The 18,445-nt window shown below is 59.5% G+C and carries 16 protein-coding genes; 4 read left to right on the top strand and 12 right to left on the bottom strand.

Annotated features, from left to right (window positions below; genetic code table 11):
• Positions 1-34 precede the first annotated feature (34 nt).
• Positions 35-619, top strand: a complete 585-nt coding sequence (locus AC13QY_RS07290; RefSeq protein WP_488493082.1) for an IMPACT family protein — start codon at positions 35-37, stop codon at positions 617-619.
• Between the two features lie 59 nt (positions 620-678).
• Here AC13QY_RS07290 and AC13QY_RS07285 read toward each other — a convergent pair whose 3' ends face one another.
• Positions 679-1,968: an MFS transporter gene (locus AC13QY_RS07285; protein WP_488493081.1), complete on the bottom strand. Its 1,290-nt coding sequence runs from the start codon at positions 1,966-1,968 to the stop codon at positions 679-681.
• Between the two features lie 717 nt (positions 1,969-2,685).
• Between AC13QY_RS07285 and AC13QY_RS07280 the strand changes: the two genes are divergently transcribed.
• Positions 2,686-4,245 (top strand): glycosyltransferase family 39 protein, encoded by a 1,560-nt coding sequence (locus AC13QY_RS07280; protein WP_488493080.1) that lies wholly within the window; start codon positions 2,686-2,688, stop codon positions 4,243-4,245.
• 72 nt (positions 4,246-4,317) lie between these two features.
• On the opposite strand, the gene AC13QY_RS07275 is transcribed toward AC13QY_RS07280, so the two are convergent.
• From AC13QY_RS07275 to AC13QY_RS07230, 10 genes are all read right to left on the bottom strand, one after another.
• The gene (locus AC13QY_RS07275; RefSeq protein WP_488493079.1) at positions 4,318-4,938 is read right to left on the bottom strand and encodes a YdeI/OmpD-associated family protein; all 621 of its coding nucleotides are present in this window, start codon (positions 4,936-4,938) and stop codon (positions 4,318-4,320) included.
• 126 nt (positions 4,939-5,064) lie between these two features.
• Positions 5,065-5,496: an SRPBCC family protein gene (locus AC13QY_RS07270; protein WP_488493078.1), complete on the bottom strand. Its 432-nt coding sequence runs from the start codon at positions 5,494-5,496 to the stop codon at positions 5,065-5,067.
• Entirely contained in the window at positions 5,493-5,816 is a 324-nt protein-coding gene (locus AC13QY_RS07265) for an ArsR/SmtB family transcription factor (protein ID WP_488493077.1), read from the bottom strand. Before AC13QY_RS07265 ends, AC13QY_RS07270 begins: the two co-directional genes overlap by 4 nt.
• An 84-nt stretch (positions 5,817-5,900) precedes the next feature.
• Complete coding sequence (locus AC13QY_RS07260; RefSeq protein WP_113331179.1) at positions 5,901-6,698, bottom strand: glycerophosphodiester phosphodiesterase; 798 nt, start codon at positions 6,696-6,698, stop codon at positions 5,901-5,903.
• A gap of 37 nt (positions 6,699-6,735) precedes the next feature.
• A complete protein-coding gene (locus AC13QY_RS07255) occupies positions 6,736-7,626 on the bottom strand; it encodes an ABC transporter permease (protein WP_113395097.1) in 891 nt (296 codons plus the stop codon).
• Between the two features lie 24 nt (positions 7,627-7,650).
• Positions 7,651-8,577 (bottom strand): ABC transporter permease, encoded by a 927-nt coding sequence (locus AC13QY_RS07250; protein ID WP_113353298.1) that lies wholly within the window; start codon positions 8,575-8,577, stop codon positions 7,651-7,653.
• Between the two features lie 10 nt (positions 8,578-8,587).
• A complete protein-coding gene (locus tag AC13QY_RS07245) occupies positions 8,588-9,451 on the bottom strand; it encodes an ABC transporter ATP-binding protein (protein WP_488493076.1) in 864 nt (287 codons plus the stop codon).
• Entirely contained in the window at positions 9,444-10,412 is a 969-nt protein-coding gene (locus AC13QY_RS07240; protein ID WP_488493075.1) for an ABC transporter ATP-binding protein, read from the bottom strand. The genes AC13QY_RS07245 and AC13QY_RS07240 overlap by 8 nt, the downstream gene beginning before the upstream one ends.
• 11 nt (positions 10,413-10,423) lie before the next feature.
• The gene (locus AC13QY_RS07235; protein ID WP_488493074.1) at positions 10,424-12,031 is read right to left on the bottom strand and encodes an ABC transporter substrate-binding protein; all 1,608 of its coding nucleotides are present in this window, start codon (positions 12,029-12,031) and stop codon (positions 10,424-10,426) included.
• An 82-nt stretch (positions 12,032-12,113) separates the two neighbouring features.
• The gene (locus AC13QY_RS07230; protein WP_488493073.1) at positions 12,114-13,160 is read right to left on the bottom strand and encodes a LacI family DNA-binding transcriptional regulator; all 1,047 of its coding nucleotides are present in this window, start codon (positions 13,158-13,160) and stop codon (positions 12,114-12,116) included.
• 388 nt (positions 13,161-13,548) lie between these two features.
• Here AC13QY_RS07230 and AC13QY_RS07225 point away from each other — a divergent pair, with 388 nt between their 5' ends.
• Both AC13QY_RS07225 and AC13QY_RS07220 read left to right on the top strand, forming a co-directional pair.
• On the top strand, positions 13,549-14,223 hold the full coding sequence (locus AC13QY_RS07225; protein WP_113331184.1) for a DUF2278 family protein: 675 nt from the start codon (positions 13,549-13,551) through the stop codon (positions 14,221-14,223).
• A gap of 101 nt (positions 14,224-14,324) precedes the next feature.
• Entirely contained in the window at positions 14,325-16,058 is a 1,734-nt protein-coding gene (locus AC13QY_RS07220) for a phospholipase D-like domain-containing protein (protein WP_488493072.1), read from the top strand.
• A 711-nt stretch (positions 16,059-16,769) separates the two neighbouring features.
• Here the strand turns inward: AC13QY_RS07220 and AC13QY_RS07215 are convergent.
• Positions 16,770-18,410 carry an FAD-binding dehydrogenase gene (locus AC13QY_RS07215; protein WP_488493071.1) on the bottom strand — a complete coding sequence of 547 codons (1,641 nt, stop codon included), beginning with the start codon at positions 18,408-18,410 and terminating at the stop codon, positions 16,770-16,772.
• Positions 18,411-18,445 lie beyond the last annotated feature (35 nt).

Genomic DNA, 18,445 nt, shown 5'->3' with positions numbered 1-18,445 from the left:
TTCGCAGAGTGCACGAAATTGGCTAAGAGGCCGTATGTTTGAGCTTGTTTCGATCGCCACCGCCAATCAGGAAATCAAGCGAAGCCGGTTCGTTGCGACGGCCGGTCCGATTGCCGATAGCGAGGCAGCAAAGGCGTTTGTCGCACAGCACTCGGTCACGGATGCCAATCACAATTGCTGGGCCTGGCGTATCGGACAAACCTATCGCTTCAGCGATGATGGCGAACCGGGCGGAACCGCCGGCAAGCCGATCCTCCAGGCCATCGACGGCTTCGAATTGGATATGGTGGTCGCCGTCGTGACACGCTGGTTCGGCGGCACTCTTTTGGGTGCTGGCGGGCTGATCCGCGCTTATGGCGGCACCGCCGCGCTATGTCTGCAAGGCGCGGAGAAGAGAGAAATACTCCCAACCGTTACGGCAACGATCGATGTGCAGTTTTCACATCTCGCTCTGGTGAAAGCGAAACTTTTGGCAGAGGCAGGCGTGCGGCTTGTGGAGGAACGCTTCACCGAATCCGGAGCCGTGCTTGGTGTGACCATAGCCGCCTCGATGGTCGAACGGGTCGTTGACAATATTCAGGATCTGACAAGCGGCCGGGCAACCATAAAGTTGGATTGATCGGGATACGCCGGAGGATCGCGCTCTCGAAGCCTTGTGACGGAGCGGCGATAAGCAAATCAATCGCCGGAGAACACCACGCCCTGAGACTGCCCCGGTACGGAAGCGGCTACGCGCAGCACGCCATGAAACCCGACCCAAAGCGCAATCGACCCGAGTGCAAAGCTGCCGAGGATCATGAACATCGTGCCATAGCCGATCTCCTGCGCCAGCCAGCCGCCGATCGCCGGGCTCAGGGATGCGCCGACCCCTTGCATCGTCATGACGACGCCCTGACCGACATTGATGCGGCCGGTTCCGTTCAGGATGCGGGCGACGAGCGTCGGCACGGCAACGCTTTGCAGGCCGGCGCCGATGCCATCGAGAACCTGAACGGGATAGACACCCCAGGATATAATCAGATGCGCCGCCGCGAAGCCGCGGATCGGCAAGGAGACAAACGAAATCAGCAGCACGAGCCATTGCCCTCTCCTTTCCGCCATATGCATCGCGATCAAGGAGGTGATGATCATCGTGCCCTGCGCCACCACCACGGTCAGGGCAACAAAGCCAGCGGGATCGGCGTGACCGGCAGAGACAACAGCCAGCCCGAACAGCGGCAACATCGCGCCGTTGCCGAGATGGAACAGCGCAAGCGCACCCGCCAGGATCAGCAGCGGCTTCGACTCGGCGAGTACTTTAAAACCGCTCGGTTTTCGGTGTCTGGAAGGCTCCATCTCCCCCATCGGACCAACGGCGGCAAGGATCGCGCCACGCGCTTCGTCATCGTCGATCGCATCGGCCGGGATCATCAGCACGGAAATGATGGTCAGCACGCCGAAGATGGCCGACAACCAGAACACGGCAGTCAGCCCGAACATCCAGCCGAGCCATCCCGACAGCCCGGCGCCGACGAGGTTGCCGGCATGATTGAATGCCTGATTGTAACCATTCTGCCGATTGAAGCCCGCCTGCCGGACAATGCCGAGCGTGATGCCATTGAGGGCAGGCCCGATCGCGGCACCGGCAATAGCGGTCGCAACCTGCGACAGGGCCACGACCCAGAAGAGCTGCGAGACCAATATGATCATGGAGGCGAGCACGGTGCAGATGCCGAGCACGATCACGCATGTGCGCTTATGCGTCGTCTCATCGATGAAGGCTCCGGCAGGCGCCATCATCACCATCCCCGCAATCCCGCCAATCGTCATGACGGAACCGATCGACCCGCTTTGCCAGCCATGGGCGACGAGGAAAACCCCAAGGAAGGGTCCGATGCCCGCCTGAACATCGGCCATGAAGAAATTCAGAAATCCAAGTGGGACGAGAGCTCGGGCCTGCTGCTGGTCGTTGGGGGATGAACGCGACAAATGACAACCACATGGCTTCTAAAATCGTCAAATGAAAAGCGTTTGATGGCAAAAGGTTCCCTTTTAGATGAATAAGGCCCCAGGACTCCCTGTCTAGCTGCTCCGACGAAATCGATCCTCCGGTGTTTATCCAACGTTGAAGCAGCCGAGCCGTCGCGATTTCGATAGCACGTTGCTGTTCGAAGAGAGTCTCGCCGGTCTCGTCGGCAAAAAAGAGAAGGATTCGGAGGGAAAGCCGAATCCTTCTCGTCTTGATCGGAGGTCAACCGATCGGGGTGGGCAGCCACATCGGATTGGAACGATGGGCTGCTGCTACCGACACAGTGTGTCGGATTGTGGCGGACTCGGAGTTTGAAAACGCCCCCTCGCCCAAGCTTGGTTCCTATATACATACATTCGGTATGTTTGACAACAAGTTCGATGCGAATTAAGGCAGCAACTGGAAAAAATTCTTGTTCGCACGTGCCGCGGCATTCATATTCCCGCAGCCACAGGCGGTTATCTGACCAGGCGGATTCGCCCAGCGTCATACGGGAGCGCTGAACGCGAAGAACGACGAGGATACTTTGACGACCTGGCTACCGAAGGAATAATATCTGGCAAATCAGATCTGCCCTCGAGATGCCGCCCCCTGAAATCTTACTGAAAACGATTGTGTCGCCGCGACATCTATGACATGGCGCCTGCGACGATAGTGGCAATCGCTGGGAGAACCGGATGAACTTTCTGGGAAAAGACAGGTTTGCGGGTGCGCATCAGCAGGCTGCGTCCATCGACAGCAGCTCACCCTCCGAATATTGGTGGGTACCGGGAAGCCTGGCCATATATTTCATCGTCCAGGCAGCCATCCGCATCGCCATCTCCAGCTCGCTGCGGATCGACGAAGCACAGCAGTTTCTCGTCGGCCAATGGCTCGCCTGGGGTTATGACGCCCAGCCACCGCTCTACAACTGGATTCAGTACGGCATCTTCGAAATCTTCGGCACGAGCGTCGCATCGCTCGTCATCGTGAAGAATCTCCTACTTTTCCTCGTCTATCTCGCCTATTACAAGCTTTTGCGATTACTTGTGACCGACAAAAGCCTGGCGGCGGTCGGGACGCTATCGCTCCTGACGATGCCGCAGATGTTCTGGCAGGCGCAGAGAGACCTGACGCATACCGTCGGCACCCTGCTTGCGGTGCTCATGATCATCTACTTCGTCGTTGCGACCATTCGTCGCCCGACGCTCATCTCCTATACGCTGATCGGCCTTTGGGCCGGACTTGGCATGCTGACGAAATACAATTTCGCTCTGGTGATCATCAGCGTCCTCGTCGCGACCTTCTTGCATCCGGTCGGGCGAAAAAGGCTGATCGACTGGCGCCTTCTGCTAACGCTGGCGATCGCCGTTCTCGTGTTCCTGCCGCACGCGATATGGATGGTCTCCAATATGGACCGGGTGCTGGCAACGACGGTCCACACAATGTCGGAACAAGGCGCCGGCGGAAAGCTTTCCGATATCGGTTTCGGACTTCTAGAACTTGTCAAAACCAGTGTCGCAATCGTTGCCCCTACGTGCGTGATCTTTCTGCTGTTCTTCCGTCAATCATTCCTGCGTTCGCTGCGTGCCAGAAGCGAATGGAGTGATTTTGTCGGAAGGATACTTTCAAGCACCTTCGCGATCCTGCTGATCTTGATACTGGTGATCACGCTTACGGAGTTTCGTGACCGCTGGCTGCTCCCCTTCCTGTTTCTACTACCGGCCTATTTCTGTCTGAAGCTCGACGCAGCGGGACTGCAAAGCCAGGCCGATATAAAGAAATTCCTTTACCTGCCCATCGTCATGATGATTTCGCTGCCTCTGATCATAGCCGGAGGTGTCCTTTTCGCGCGGTTTTTCCATTCTTATGAGCATTTGAACGCGCCATACGCCACCTTCGTGGATAAAGTCGTTACCGTAGAAGGAAAACAACCCTCGGCAGTCGTGACGACAACCTGGCTCAAGGCCGGCAATCTGCGTGTGAACATGCCGCGCACATCGATCATATCGACGGAATATCCTGCGTCGGATTTAAGCCCGCAGGCCATAGGAAATGGACCGGTCCTGCTGGTTTGGAACGAGCGGGACGGACATCAATCAACCATGCCGAATGCACTGCAGCAATGGCTCACATCGAAATTCGGAGCGGCGACACAGTTGCCACCACAACAGGACATTGCCCTTCCGTATTACTACGGAAAGGAGCCGGATCGCTATCATTTTGGTTATGCGTGGTATTATCCCAAACCGAACTGACTTGGGATTGCGCGGCCATTCGATCTCATCGGTGGATGAGGCAATCGAGAAGCAGGAGGGATTAACTGTCGGCTACCGCTCCAGCGCGCCCTTTCCGGCGAGAATATGATTGCGAAACTTCGCAATTCGCGCGGTCCGGGTTTCGGACTTCTTCACGGAGCCGAGGTTGATCACATAGCTTTTCTTTCGCCCCGGCGTCAGATCATGGAAAGCCTCCGCCAATTCGGGATCGGAATCCAGCGCCTCGATCAGCTCGTCAGGCAATTCGATATCGCTTTGTTCTTTCGGCGGCTTGATGCCGGCCTCGGCATAACCCATTGCCTCCTTCAGATAAGATCGGATGACGGGCTCCATTTTCGCCACGGCGTCATTGCTCACAAAGCGGATCATATCGGGATGCCGGGTATTCTGACCTTGCTTTTCGAGCACGCCCTCAGGGTCCTTCATCAGTGCCGCGTTGAAGAAAGTGAGGCGAAAATCGCCACGAAAGGCACCGATGATCACGATGTTGCGTCCCTCATGCATGTAGCACGGATGAGCCCACTTCACCGTCTCGACGAGCCCCGCCTCCAGGCAGATTCGACGCAGTTCGTTCAGACCGTCAATCCACAGCCTCGTCGAGCAGTCCGGCGTCACAAAGCGTTCGCAGCGCCCACATCCCTTGGTAAAGAAGTCCTCGATATCGGTAATCATGTCCTCATCCACTTCATATTCCGGCCTTCTGAATCATCCACACCGTCAGCTCGCGCACGGCGTGGTGAAAGCAAGCGGCCGGACCATGCTCGCATGATTGTATTCCGGGCTTGCGAGCAATGGGTCTCACTTCACTTCTGCCAGCACCTGTTCAAGTCTTTCGAGGAACTGCCGCCATCCCGCCTTGGCACCGCTATAGGCCTGCTTCTGGTCCGGTCGGAAGCCGACCTGCTCCATGCGCAGATGCGTTCCCTTGTCCGTCTGCGTGAGCGTGAAGGTCACAACGCTCTTCAGATCGAAAGCCGGGTCATCATGTGCGAAATTCCATCGATAGGACAGCCTGGCGTTCGGCTCGACGACGAGCACTTCGCAATCCAGGACGCCACCCCAATCGCCACGAAAGCTAAACCGATGTCCGAGGACGGGAACGAAGTCGTTCTTCATCAACCACTCTGCGATCAGATGCGGCTGTGTGAGTGCGCGCCAGACCTTTGCCGGCGGATGCGCAATTTCGCGCTCAACCACGACAGCGCGCACCTCGCCCAATGCCGCTTTCATTGATCCATCCGATCGAGCAAGTCTTCGAGATCATCGAACTTGTCTTCCCAGAAACCGGCCATTTCGCTCGTCCAGTCACGCAACGACGCAAGAGCGTTTCGTTGTGCGCTATAATGCGTCTGGCGTCCTTCATGCCGGTCGCATACCAGCCCCGCCTGTTTCAGAACGGCGAGATGCTTTGAAACGCCCGGCTGGGAGACGCCGGCATAAGCCGTAAGTGCGACGACGGTCTGATCGCCGTCACGGCACAATCGCTCGAATATCGCCCGCCGCGTCGGATCGGCGAGCGCTCGGAAAATGGGATCATGGGCGTTTGCCATACCGATTCATAACTCTTTGGCTATTGATTAGATCAATAGCTGACAAGCTATGAATAAGTCAAGCGGCGATCGACGGCGCTATTCTCAGGCGCTCGTGCTCAGCATGCGGAGGAAATCCACATCGTCGCCGATAAGGGCATCGACCAGCCGGTCCCTGACGCAGCCGCGGATCATGGGAAGAAGGTCGCGGCCACCCTGCCAGAACATGGCAAGCTTTTCCGGCAGCGGCAGGCTCAGACGCACTGCAATGCCGGCCTGCTGCAGCGCCTCTGCGTCAGTGCGGTGAAAGCGGTTCAATTCCAACGAGACGCCATCAATGCCGCCGGCGCGCATCGAGGCGACGATGTCTACCGGACGATGGTGGAGGATCGCTTCCGTCTGAAGGCGCGGTTCGAGCTCTTTCACCCGCCGTAGATCGATATGATCAAAGGAGGATATGGCAACATGGTCAAACGCGTCGAGCTCTCGCAGTGTCGCGATCATGATATCGATGAGACGATCGGCACGCTCCGGCTCCTTCATTTCGATCGCTAGGCGGGTATCCGTTTGCTTTGCCCACAGCAGCGTATCGGCAAGCGTCGGCACGCGGGTTCCGGCGAAGCGCGCGTCGAATTTCGCGCCGGCATCAAGCGAAAGAATGTGCTGGAGATCGTGATCGGCAACGAAGCCGGAGCCATTGGTCGTGCGATCAAGCGTTCTGTCGTGAATCACGACGATCTGGTCGTCGCGCGTCAGCATAAGGTCGATTTCGCACTCGTTGGCGCCTGCGTTCACACCCGCCTGGAAGGCGAGAATAGTGTTTTCCGGGAAGCGCCGGCTGAAGCCGCGATGAGCGGCGATGCGGAGCGAACCACGACGAGCGGCGTGAAGGGGCAAAGGCAATGCAAGTCTCCTTGGAGTCAGTTCTTTAGGGGGCAAGCTAGTGAAGTGTCGGATCGAGAACATCGCGCAGATAGTCGCCAATCAGGCTGATCGACAGCGACAGGATGAAGATCACGATGCCCGGCAGGATGGCGATCCACCACTCGGTCATTACATAGTCGCGGCCAGCGCCGACCATGCTGCCGAGGCTGACAAGCGGCGGCTGGATGCCAAGGCCCAAAAAGCTCAACGCCGATTCCTGCAGCAGGATTTCCGGCAGGACGATCGTGAGGTTGACGAGGACGACAGAGAGCGTGTTGGGCAAAACATGCAGGAAGGCGATGCGCCCCGTTCCCGCACCATTTCGTCTCAGCGCCGCGACATAGCCTCGCTCCAGCTCCAGCCCTGCCATGGTGCGCACCAACCGCGCGTAACGCTCCCAGCCGTAGAGGCCAAGCAACGCCATGAAAAGCCAGAGATTGTCGCCGAAGAAGGCGAGAACGGCGAGGGCAATGATGAGGAACGGCATCGAGGCCTGAAAATCGACGGCGACGCGGATCAGCATATCGGCAAATCCGCGACCGAAAGCGGCAAGCAGCCCAAGCACCGTGCCCAGCGCCAGGCTGATCGCCGACGCGCCGAGCGCGATCAACAGGCTGGTGCGCAATCCATAGAAAATGCGGCTTAGAATATCGCGGCCAAGCTCGTCCGTGCCGAGAATATGCTTGAATGAGCCGCCGAACAGGATCGGCGGCGCCTTGCGGGCATGAAGATCGATCTGTGCAAAACCATGGGGCGCAAGGACATTGGCGAAGATCGCAACCGTGATGAAGGTTACGAGAACAATGGCGCAAATGGCCGTCATCAAATCGAACCGAAGCCTGGGTTGAAAAGATCGCTCCGATCTGGTTTTGCGAGGAACATCGGCGCCGGTCGCTGCATTCGCCATGGTTTTACCTTTCGAGGCGGCCGATCAGGCCGATGCGCGATGCCGCAGACGCGGATCAGCGAGAATGTAGAGACAATCGATCATGAGATTGGCCGTCACCATCGTCGCCGTGATGAGCAGCACGATGGTCTGCACGATGTTCAGATCGCGCTGCGCGACGGAGGAGACGAGAAAGCGGCCGACACCCGGCCAGGCGTAAACACTCTCGACCACGGCCGCCCCGCCGATCATGCCACCAACAAGGAAGCCGAGCATGGTCAGAAGCGGCAAGGCCGCATTCGGCATGATATGCCGCCACAAAAGGGCGCTTTCGCCGATGCGTTTGGCGCGCGCCGCCAATATGAATCGCTGGCCCAGCACCTCCAGCACACTCGAGCGGACGAAGCGGGCGATGATGCCGGCATTGTAAAGGCCAATGACCAGAACGGGCATGACGAGATGCGCCATCGTCGATCCCCCGCCGCTCGGCAAGATCCGCAGGGAGACGGCGAAAAGCTGGATGAGCAGGATGGCGATCAGGAAATTCGGAAGCGAATGCATCAGTACCGCAAGCGCCATGACAAGGCGGTCGATAAGTCCGCCGCGGTTGCGCGCGGCCAGAATGCCGAAGGGTACGCCGGCGCCAAACGCCAATATGAGGGCAGCGCCCATCAATTCCAGCGTCGCCGGGACTTTCGACAGAACCAGCGTCAGGGCATCCTGCCCGTTCAATAGCGACGTGCCGAAATCGCCGCGCAGGAGATGGCCGAGATAGGCGAAGTATTGAATGTAGAGCGGCTGATCGAGACCCCATTGCTGCCGCATCAGCGCCACGACTTCCGGCGGTGTCTCGATCGGCAAAAGGGAATGCAAGGGGTCACCGCTGACGCGCAGGATGACGAAGGTGAAGGTCATCGCCAGGAACAGGGTCACGAATGCTCGCAGAAACGCCCGCAAGATGGATTGAAGCATTGCCGTTCCCTCAGAGCGTTTCAAGCATGGCCGCTGCCTGCCGTGCCCTGCCGCGCCGCCCGCGAGGAACAGCGGACAGGAGCTTGGCGGTATAGGGGTGGACCGGGTTTGCGAAGACTTCCTCGGTCGGGCCGGTTTCCACGATCTGTCCCGCCTCCATGATCGCGACCCGATGCGAGACATGACGGACCACGCGCACGTCGTGGCTGATGAAAAGTAGCGACAGGCCGCGTGCCCGCTGCAGTTCGAGCAGGAGGTTGAGCACCTGGGCCTGCACGGAAACGTCGAGCGCCGAAACCGGCTCGTCGCAGAGCAGAATTTGCGGTTCGACCACGAGAGCACGGGCGATGGCGACGCGCTGACGCTGGCCGCCGGAGAGCTGATGCGGAAATTTCTGCAAGGCGGAGACCGGCAGGCTGACAGCTTTAAACGCCTCCGCCGCGCGATCGAGCCGGCTTGCCGGATAGCCTATGCCGTGGATGGTGAGCGTCTCCACCATCTGACGGCCGACGCTCCGGCGCGGATCGAGCGCACCCATCGTATCCTGCGAAATAACCTGCAGATGTTTTGCCAGACCGCGCCGGTTCGGCTTCATCAGGCTTTTGAAGGACTGACCGAACAGCGTGATTTCGCCTGATGTCGGCTCGCGGTCGCCGCAGAGCAAGGAGGCAAGCGTGGACTTGCCGCAACCGGACTCGCCGACAAGACCCAATGTTTCGCCGGGTCTCAATTCCAGGCTCACATCCTTGATCGCGTGAAATCCCTTGGCGCGCCCCGGCCAAAGGGAAAAACCCGGAGCATAGGAAAATTGCAGATCGCGGGCGGCAAGTGCAATTCTCGTCTCTGAATTGGCGGCGACTTGCTTCTCAGGCATTATGGGCACTCCATGGATTGAAGCAGGCAAGCGCCGCCGCACCGGCAATCAACGGCGGAACCATCGTCGCGCAATTCGGCTCCGCGCGTGGACAACGGGGCGCAAAGGCGCAGGCCTGCGGCAGGTCGTCATGCAGCTTCAGCTCGCCGGGGATATCCGCGAGCTTCTCAAGCGGCCTGCCCCGTCCGGGCATGGCCTCCAGCAACAGGCGCGTATAGGGATGGCGCGGATTGTCGTAGAGATCGTCCGTGCGATTGATCTCGACCAGGGAGCCCGCATACATGACCGCGATACGGTCGCAGACCTCCGAGACGAGATCGAGATCGTGGCTGATGAAGATCATGGGGATGCCGCGCTCGCGCACCGCCTTGACGAGGAGAGCGACGACCTGCGCCTGCACCGTCACATCAAGCGCCGTCGTGGGTTCGTCGGCGATAATCAATCGCGGCTGCATGGCGAGCGCCGTGGCGATCATCACGCGCTGGCACATGCCGCCGGAAAATTGCGCCGGATAGGCGTTGTAACGCGTCTCTGGCTGTGGAATGGCGACTTCCGCCAGAAGCCGGAGCGCCTCGTCCCTGGCTTCCCTTGTCGACATACCGGCGCTGAAAGCCGCCTCGGCGATCTGGGAGCCGATCGTGCGGACCGGATCGAGGCAGGAAACAGGCTCCTGAAAGATCAGCCCGATCGGCGGCAGCTTCACTCTTGACCGCGGACCGAGCTCGGCCGCGTCGTACATGGCATCCTGGAAGGAAATATAGCCCGTGGCACTGGCGCTCGGCCCAAGAAGACCAGCAAGCGCGAGGCAGGTGAGACTCTTTCCCGATCCGCTCTCTCCGACGATGCCGAGGATCTCACCCTCGGCAAGGTCGAAAGACACGTTGTTGACCGGATGAAACCGCCCCGCGCCCGTTCCGAACGAGATGCTCAGATTGTCGACCGAAAGAACTGGAACGCCCATCGCGAGGAAGCTCAGCTCTTCTGCTCTTCGAAGGAAAGGCTGCCCGCGCCAAGATCCATCTGGAAGGCCGGCAGAGGCTGCCACTTGATGCCCTTGCGGATGCCGAAGAAGACGGCATTCTGATGCAGGACGGTCTCGCCCGGATCCTCCCATTCGATCAGATGCAGCATGTCGCGGAAGATCTTGGCGCGGTCGGCCGGATCGACGGCCTGCTCCATCTTGGCGCCGAGCGCATCGAAATCGGGATTCTGCCAGATCTTGAACGAGCTCAGATTGCCGGCCGAGCTGAACTGCGTGAAGAAGGAGATATAGGGGTCGGGGACCTGGCCTGTGCTCGACCAGTTGCCGGTCGCGCGGGTTGGCGAGTTCTCAAACAGCTTGCCCGACTCCACGAACTTCATCTTGGCATTGACGCCGACAGCCTGCCACATGGCGACAACGGCCTGCGTCACCGGGTTTTCCGCCGTGTAGTAATTGTTCTGCGAGCGGATCTCGATCTCCTCGCCATTATAGCCGGCATCCTTCAGGAGCTGCATCGCGCGATCGGGATCGTACTGATAGGCCGGATAATCCTTGAGATAGACGGGGCCATAGAGCTCGAACTGCAGCCCGTTCGGTACTTTCGTGCGGCCGTTCCAGATCGTGTCGACGATCGCCTGGCGATCGATGGCGAGGATGAGTGCCTGGCGAACGCGCGGGTCCTTCAGCGCGGGATTGTTCTTGTCGAAGAACAGAATGCGATTGTTCGGAACCGGACCGCCGACGATCTCGTGATCGGTACTCGCGGTAACAACCGAGAGCTGGTCCGGCGGCAAGTCCGTCGCAATGTCGTAGTCGCCGGCCAGCAGGCCGGCAATGCGCGAGGAAACCTCCGGCACGATGCGCAAGGTCACGCGCTTGGCGGCCGGTTTGCCACGATAGGCCGGATCGTGAGCGGCGAGAACCACGCTCTCATTGGCCGTATAGCTTTCGACCTTATAGGGGCCGGCGCCGACCGGCTTCTGCCGCCAGGTCGTCCAGTTGCCGCCGTTTTTCTGCCAGGCATCCTTGCTGATGACAACGGCCGCATAGGATGCAAGGCGCTGCAGGAAGATCGGGTCCTGGAACTTGGTGACGAAGCGGACCGTCAGCGGATCGACCACCTCGACATGGTCGAGGCTGGTGAAATTAGTGCGATAGGTCGGATGGCCCGGCGCGTCCTTGTTCAGGAGCCGCTCAGGGCCGAAGGAGAAGGCAACGTCTTCGGCGGTCATCTCCCGGCCATCATGGAAGATCACACCAGGGCGCAGCTTCATTTCGAGCACGGTCGAGGAGATCCAGGTCCAGGACGTCGCGAGATTGGGCTTGACCGAAAAATCGCCGCGCATGTCGAGCGCGAGCACAGTCTCGTGGATGGAATAGTTGTTGCGGAAGGCGACGTTGCTGGCGGCGTCGACGGGCTCCTGCGAGACCGGATTCATCTGAACGGCGATACGAAGTTCCGGCCTTTTATCGGCGTTTTCATCAGCGGAAGCGGACAGCGCCGGGATGAAGGCGGAGAGGCCGGCGCCGGCTCCCATAAGAAGGGTCGTACGACGGGTGACCGGGCTGTTGAGGCCGGTGAGCAGAAATTCGGACATCGGCACACTCTCCTATCAAATCTTTGCACAAACGTTTGCGCAAATAAAATACGGCCACTTGCGTTCAGAACCATCGTTTCTTCTACGCAAGGGAGAATGGCCGCAAGCTAGGCGAGCTCGATGACGCACGTATGACAAGTTCGGGAGTAACGAACCGGATCGGACGCTTTTCAACGCGCAGATCCGACGGAAGATTTGAAAGCTCAATCAGAAGATCAAGCGATGCTTCGCACAGTGCATCCGTCGGCTGTGCGACCGTCGTCAGAGGCGGGGCCCAATAGGCGGTATCGGGCACGTTGTCATAGCCGACCACGGAAATATCGGTGGGGATCCGAAGGCCGAGATCGCGCAGGAAAGCGACGACTTCGATCGCAAGCCCGTCGCTACCACAGATCAGCGCCGTCGGGCATTGCGGCGATGCCAAGATATCCGCAAGGAGCTTGCGGTCGCGCTCGCCCTTCTCAAAGGAAATGACGTCGCCGACAACCAAGCCCGCGCTGCTGGCAACCGCGTCCTGAAAAATCGACATCCGATCGCGAAGCGCGCTGCGACTGACGCGGTAGACGAAGGAGATGCGGCGGTGTCCGAGCTCCACCAGATGATCGAACAGCAATCTTATGCCCTGCCGGTCGTCGGTGAGAACCGCGGGAAGCGGCCCCGTCAGTCCCGCGCCAAGCGTCACATGTGCCTTGCCCATGAGATCAAGGTGATCGCAGAGCGCTTGTTGGCCCGGAAGATCGCTGACCATGATGACACCATCGAAGAAATCCTGCTGAAACAGGCGCAGCTGGCCGGCGATCTCGCCGGCGTCCGCCTTGGCCTGCGCGACCAGCAGTTCCACGCCACGGCGCTGCGCCACGATTTGGAGGCGACTTGTCAGATGCGGCTGATAATGGCCGGAGAGGCTGTTGACGATCGCACCGAAGACACCGGTCTTGTGCGTCCGAAGCGATGTTGCCAGACGGTTGACGACATAGCCGACGCTGCTTGCCGTTGCCTTGACCCGCTCCTGCGTCTCCAGGCTGATGCGGCTGTCAGCCTGGCCGTTCAGGACGCGGGATACCGTCGTCGCGGATACGCCAGCCAGCCGGGCGACGTCCAGAATGCCGATTCTTTTGGGTGCTTTCATACAGTCTGCCGAAATTTTTCGCGCCGTGCCGCACCGGCGCCAGGGGGTTCGGGAACTCTTGCCCCACTTGCCTCGATACGCAAGATCACATTTCGACTTGGAGGGAAATTTTCATAGGCGACTATGGAATCACCAATCCACTGCTGCTCTAAAGACTGCTAAATCAAAATGGCATTGCGCCCATCTTTAGGGCCCACAGAGCAATTCATGAGATCGTCACGACCGTGACGCAAAGTGGGATAAAGCCACCTAACTGGCCCGGCAGTCGGTTAGACACGGTTTTCAGTTTCAGCGCAAATTCCTGCCTGGAGTCTAATCCCAAATGCCGCAAAAGCTGTTGGCAGGCGATCAGCAAGCATTATCCAGCCCGTAATGAAGGTCCTTTCTCATGACACGTCAACGTCGAAAACCCAGGAATGCCCAGCGCACCTACGGGGTGCTGGTCGGCAAGGTCGCCGATGGCACGATGAAGCCGTCAGGCTCCTCGCCGCATTACGAGATCTGGGTCAAAGCGAATGACGAGGATTTCCGCATTGCCGTCAATGTCCAGTCCGTTGATGGCAGCGAAGTGTTGGTTCACTACGACCCGGACTTCAAGGACAATAGTGGCCACGACATTGCCGGCATCGCCGAAGGGCCCGCGGGTTTCAAGCCCTTGCAGACCGGACCCGATGGAGAAGGTCTCGACTATATCCGAGATACGCTCTTCCCGATCGACGACATGACAGCCATTCCGGCCGATGGCGCGCAGCTGTCGCTCTCCAACATGCTCGATGCACAGATCGAACGCGCCAAGGCCGACACGGGCGCCGTCATCGTTGCCTTCGGTGAGTATTTTCAGGACCATGGCAGCGACGAAACCTTTCATTTCAGCCCGGAACGCGGCGTCCACGATATCCACTTCATGCAAGGCAACTCCGGCAGTTTCGCCGACGACAATCGTGTCCACGGCGATGGCGGGCTATTCATACGTTTTACGGGCGGCGAGACCATCGCCCTGTTCGTGCGCTTTAGCGTTCAGGCGCTCAAGACGGACGACCAGACGGGGGCGCCGCTTAGCTGACGCACCTTGCTATCCAAGGTCTCGCGGCGAGGAGCGTCAGCACTGATTTCATGCCTGGCAGCAATCGTAGCAACTGAAGCAATCATCGAGGGAGAGGTCCAATGAACATCAGTCTCATCGTGCATCCCGGTGTGGATAGCGCTCTTATTGCCTGGCGCAGCGACTTCATCGACCAGTGCCGTGGCTTTGCCTTGCGACGAAAGATCAAGCGGGCAGCGGGAAGCCCGCAAAGCCCGAATACGATCTCGGATGTCGACCCCGACGGCTTTCACGAGGAGATCGTCGCGAGCTGGGTCGGCTTCGCCGACGGACCGGCGGTCGAGGAAGGCACGCGCAAGCCGACCACGGAGTGGCCGATCCAGAAATATCTCTGGTCCGATTTCGCCGTCAATCCCGGCGATGTCGTCGCCTACAAGGTCTCCGCCATGATCGGCCCCGAGACGGCATTGCGGGAATCGCCTGACCATGTATCGGACTGGAGCGATGCCGTGCAGATCGGAGCGGAAACCAGCGGCCATGTCAGCTGCTATTTCAACCGGGGCATCGTCGCCAGCCAATGGCTTGCCCGCCTATTGCCGGAAGAGGCTGCCACCACCAAGCTCAAGAAGGCGATCGCCAACCCGGAGGACCCAATCCGCCAGTTCCTCGCAGGGCCGATCCGCGACAAGCTGGTATCGCTCCTCAATGATGTCAGGTCGAATGGCGGCCATATCTATGCCGCCCTGTTCGAGCTGGACGATCCTGAACTCATTCCGCTGCTGCAGGGCTTCAAGAAACGCGCCCATATCGTGCTGGGCAATGGCAGCGTCAAGAAAAAGGGAGAGGACGAAAATGAGGATGCCCGATCCGAACTATCTTCCTACGATGTCAGGGATCGCATGAGCGCGCCGCGGGCGTTGGCGCACAACAAATTCCTGGTCATCTGCGGCGCCGACAAATCGCCCCAGGCCGTATGGACCGGCAGCACGAACTGGACAATGACCGGCCTTTGCACCCAGGCCAATAATGCGCTCCTGATCGACAACCCGGCCGTGGCGCAATTCTATCTCGATCAGTGGAAGACGCTGGCCGCCGACGGCAACGATTCCCCGCCCGCCCTCTATCAAAGCAATGCCGAGCCCAGAACAACGCCGAAAGCGAAAAATACCACGGTCTGGTTCACGCCAATGCGCGAAGGGCTCGACCTTGAACAGGCAGGCGAGCTGATCCGTGGCGCCCAGCAGGGCATCCTGTTCGCAATGTTCAATCCCGGACCTCGCGGTACGCTTCTCAACGACATCATCGAGCTTGCCTCTCCCTCGAGCCCTTCGTTCAAACCCGATCTCTACATCCAGGGCGTGGTCAACCAGAATCCGGGTACGGCAAAGAACCCTGTCGTGCTGTTCAACAGAGGCGAGAGGATCGACGCCAATGCCGACGTCGTCCTGCCCGCCGCGATCCCCGGCCGTTTCGCCTATTGGCAGAAGGAAGTTCTGAAGCTGCCGACGGCTCACGCCATGGTCCATAGCAAGGTCGTCATCGTCGATCCATATGGTCCCAATCCCGTCGTCATGACCGGCTCCCACAATATGGGCCCTAAGGCGAGCGGCGTGAACGACGAGAACCTGGTGATCATCACCGGCAACGGCGATCTTGCCAGCCAATATGCCGGCAAGATCATGGAAATCTATGCCCAGTATCGCTGGCGGCAATCCGTGCAGAAGCAGGGCGGCACGCCGAAGTGGACCGGCCTGGCTGATGATGACAGCTGGCAGATCAAATCGCCGGATCAACCCTATGACAAGCGTCGCATACGCGAGCTCGACTTCTGGTTCGGCAAAAATGACAACAACTGAGATCTGACGCGCATCAACCCTGGATCGCAGCAAACCTGCCGCGATCCTGCTTGCGGGCGTGACTCAACTTTTTCGAGCATGTGTAATGCCGACGCAATCTTCGGCTTCTAGTGGCTTGGCAACAATCTGGATTTCCGAATGTTGCTTCGCTGCTCTCCTCCCATGCTTCTCCTTATCGGCGCTTTGGCGCTTACGGCGTGGCCTTTTATCGTCGTCAAAACCCATAGGGACGGATCGAGCGAGATGGTTGGTCAATATCACTGGCCACTCGCTGGCGTGCATCGTCCCATACCCGAACGACAGTTCATTGCAGGATATGAGATTGCCGGCAACGCCGTGCCGCTCCACTTCGGTCGCAAGTTCCGCCAGGCTTCCTCGCTACATGGCGATGGCAGCTCGCCCGCAACGCGTGGCTATTTCGAAAGAGCGAGGATCCTTCTATACATTCTGCGTTCGCGCCATTGGCGAAAAGCCTAACGAACCTTCGCAAGCCGACCGGCGAACATGAATGATCCCCCGTTTGCCCTCCCAAGTCGCCGGGCTCTCAGCCGTCCATTCGGGTAGGTTAAATAAACCTCTGGTAGATGCTATAACTTACTCTACCGGCTTGGACGCCACCCCCGAGCCGGGCATTGCAGCGTCCGACGAGACTGCATGCCCTCGCAGTGTCGTCGGACACCCTCCCGTGAAGGAGCGGTTAATTCGACCGGCTCACGCTGCCTGCCCCGCCTTGCGGCCAGAGAAAATGCATCCTCCCAGGAAAGTGCCTTCCAGCGCATTGTAGCCGTGATATCCACCGCCGCCAAAGCCCGCCGCTTCACCGCAAGCATACAATCCCGGTATGGGCGCGCCGCTCTGTCCGAGCGCCTGGCTATTCAGATCGGTCTCCAGTCCGCCCAGGGATTTTCGCGTGAGAATGTTAAGGCGCACTGCAATCAGTGGGCCGGCCTTCGCATCCAATATGCGATGAGGTGGGGCCGTGCGCATGAATCGATCGCCGAGATAGCCGCGTGCCTGTCTCAAAGCGACGATCTGGGCATCCTTGGCAAAAGGATTGTCCAACTCGCGATCACGAGCTTCTATCTGGGAACGCAGATGCGCAAGGTCGAGCGGGTGGTCGCCGATACGGTTCATGCCGGCAACCAGTTCTTCCAGCGTTTCAGCAACGATGAAATCCCGACCCTTCGCCTTGAAGGCTTCCACCGGCGGCGGAGCCGACCACCCTAAGCGGCTGCGCAGAAGGAGCCCGATGTCGCGTCCCGTAAGATCCGGATTCTGTTCGGAGCCCGAAAGGGCAAACTCCTTCTTGACGATCTTCTGCGTGGTGACGAACCAGCTGTAACCGTGACCGAGCTTGCAGATGTGCCGCAGCGTCGCAAGACTGTCGAAGCCCGGCAGGCAAGGCGCCGGCATGCGATTGCCATTGGCGTCGAACCAGAGGGAGGACGGGCCAGGCAGGATACGGATACCGTGGTTCGGCCAGATCGGATCCCAGTTGGCAATGCCTTCGGTATAGTGCCACATCCGATCGCCATTGATCGGCCGCGCGCCGGCCGCCTCGGCATGACCGATCATCAAGCCATCCACGTGATGAGGCACGCCGCTCAGCATCCGCTCCGGGGGTGCGCCAAGACGTTCGACGGGCCAGGCGCGGCGAACCAGTTCCGGATTGCCGCCGATGCCGCCGCTTGCCACGATCACGGCCCCCTCGATGCGGAAATCCCCCACGACGTCACGGTTCGATTGCCGACCACGGGGGGTACCATCCTCCGCCAGAAGCTCGCCTTCCACGCCGGTTATACCACCGCGATCGCCGATCAGCCGCGTCACCCGCTGGCGGAACAACAGCTCGATTTTGCCTTCCCTCTCCGCCGCCAAAACCCGCTTTAGGAATGGATCGAGAACGCCGGGACCCGTGCCCCAGGTGAGATGGAAGCGCGGCACGGAATTGCCATGTCCGTCGGCAAGGCCTCCGCCACGTTCCGCCCAGCCGACGACGGGAAACCAGCGCATGCCGAGCCCATGCAGCCAGCTGCGCATTTCGCCGGCGGCAAAATTGAGATAAGCATCCGCCCAGGCACGCGGCCAGAAATCCTCGGGCCGGTCGAAACCCGCCGCCCCCAGCCAATCCTGACGGGCGAGATCGAGACTGTCGCGAATACGCAATCGCCTCTGTTCCGGCGTATCGATCATGAACAGCCCGCCGAGCGACCAGAAGGCTTGCCCTCCGAGGCTTGCACGCGGCTCCTGATCGACAAGGATCACCCGCTTTCGGCGCTCCATCAGCTCGCAAGCGGCAACAAGGCCCGAGAGGCCGGCTCCGACGATCACCACATCTGCACGACTGCTCATTCGTTCCCCCTCCGCGAATTGCATGTTAATGGGAG

Source organism: Martinezella sp. CNPSo 3795 (genome assembly GCF_057784475.1).
The sequence above is the reverse complement of the archived record's forward strand: the minus strand, read 5'-3'. Positions and strand labels throughout refer to the sequence as shown.

Coding starts and splice junctions, on each gene's coding strand:
- AC13QY_RS07290 (WP_488493082.1), top strand. CDS start 35: ATGTTTGAGCTTGTTTCGATCGCCACCGCCAATCAGGAAATCAAGCGA.
- AC13QY_RS07280 (WP_488493080.1), top strand. CDS start 2,686: ATGAACTTTCTGGGAAAAGACAGGTTTGCGGGTGCGCATCAGCAGGCT.
- AC13QY_RS07275 (WP_488493079.1), bottom strand. CDS start 4,938: ATGATTACCGATATCGAGGACTTCTTTACCAAGGGATGTGGGCGCTGC.
- AC13QY_RS07270 (WP_488493078.1), bottom strand. CDS start 5,496: ATGAAAGCGGCATTGGGCGAGGTGCGCGCTGTCGTGGTTGAGCGCGAA.
- AC13QY_RS07265 (WP_488493077.1), bottom strand. CDS start 5,816: ATGGCAAACGCCCATGATCCCATTTTCCGAGCGCTCGCCGATCCGACG.
- AC13QY_RS07255 (WP_113395097.1), bottom strand. CDS start 7,626: ATGGCGAATGCAGCGACCGGCGCCGATGTTCCTCGCAAAACCAGATCG.
- AC13QY_RS07250 (WP_113353298.1), bottom strand. CDS start 8,577: ATGCTTCAATCCATCTTGCGGGCGTTTCTGCGAGCATTCGTGACCCTG.
- AC13QY_RS07245 (WP_488493076.1), bottom strand. CDS start 9,451: ATGCCTGAGAAGCAAGTCGCCGCCAATTCAGAGACGAGAATTGCACTT.
- AC13QY_RS07240 (WP_488493075.1), bottom strand. CDS start 10,412: ATGGGCGTTCCAGTTCTTTCGGTCGACAATCTGAGCATCTCGTTCGGA.
- AC13QY_RS07235 (WP_488493074.1), bottom strand. CDS start 12,031: ATGTCCGAATTTCTGCTCACCGGCCTCAACAGCCCGGTCACCCGTCGT.
- AC13QY_RS07230 (WP_488493073.1), bottom strand. CDS start 13,160: ATGAAAGCACCCAAAAGAATCGGCATTCTGGACGTCGCCCGGCTGGCT.
- AC13QY_RS07225 (WP_113331184.1), top strand. CDS start 13,549: ATGACACGTCAACGTCGAAAACCCAGGAATGCCCAGCGCACCTACGGG.
- AC13QY_RS07220 (WP_488493072.1), top strand. CDS start 14,325: ATGAACATCAGTCTCATCGTGCATCCCGGTGTGGATAGCGCTCTTATT.
- AC13QY_RS07215 (WP_488493071.1), bottom strand. CDS start 18,410: ATGAGCAGTCGTGCAGATGTGGTGATCGTCGGAGCCGGCCTCTCGGGC.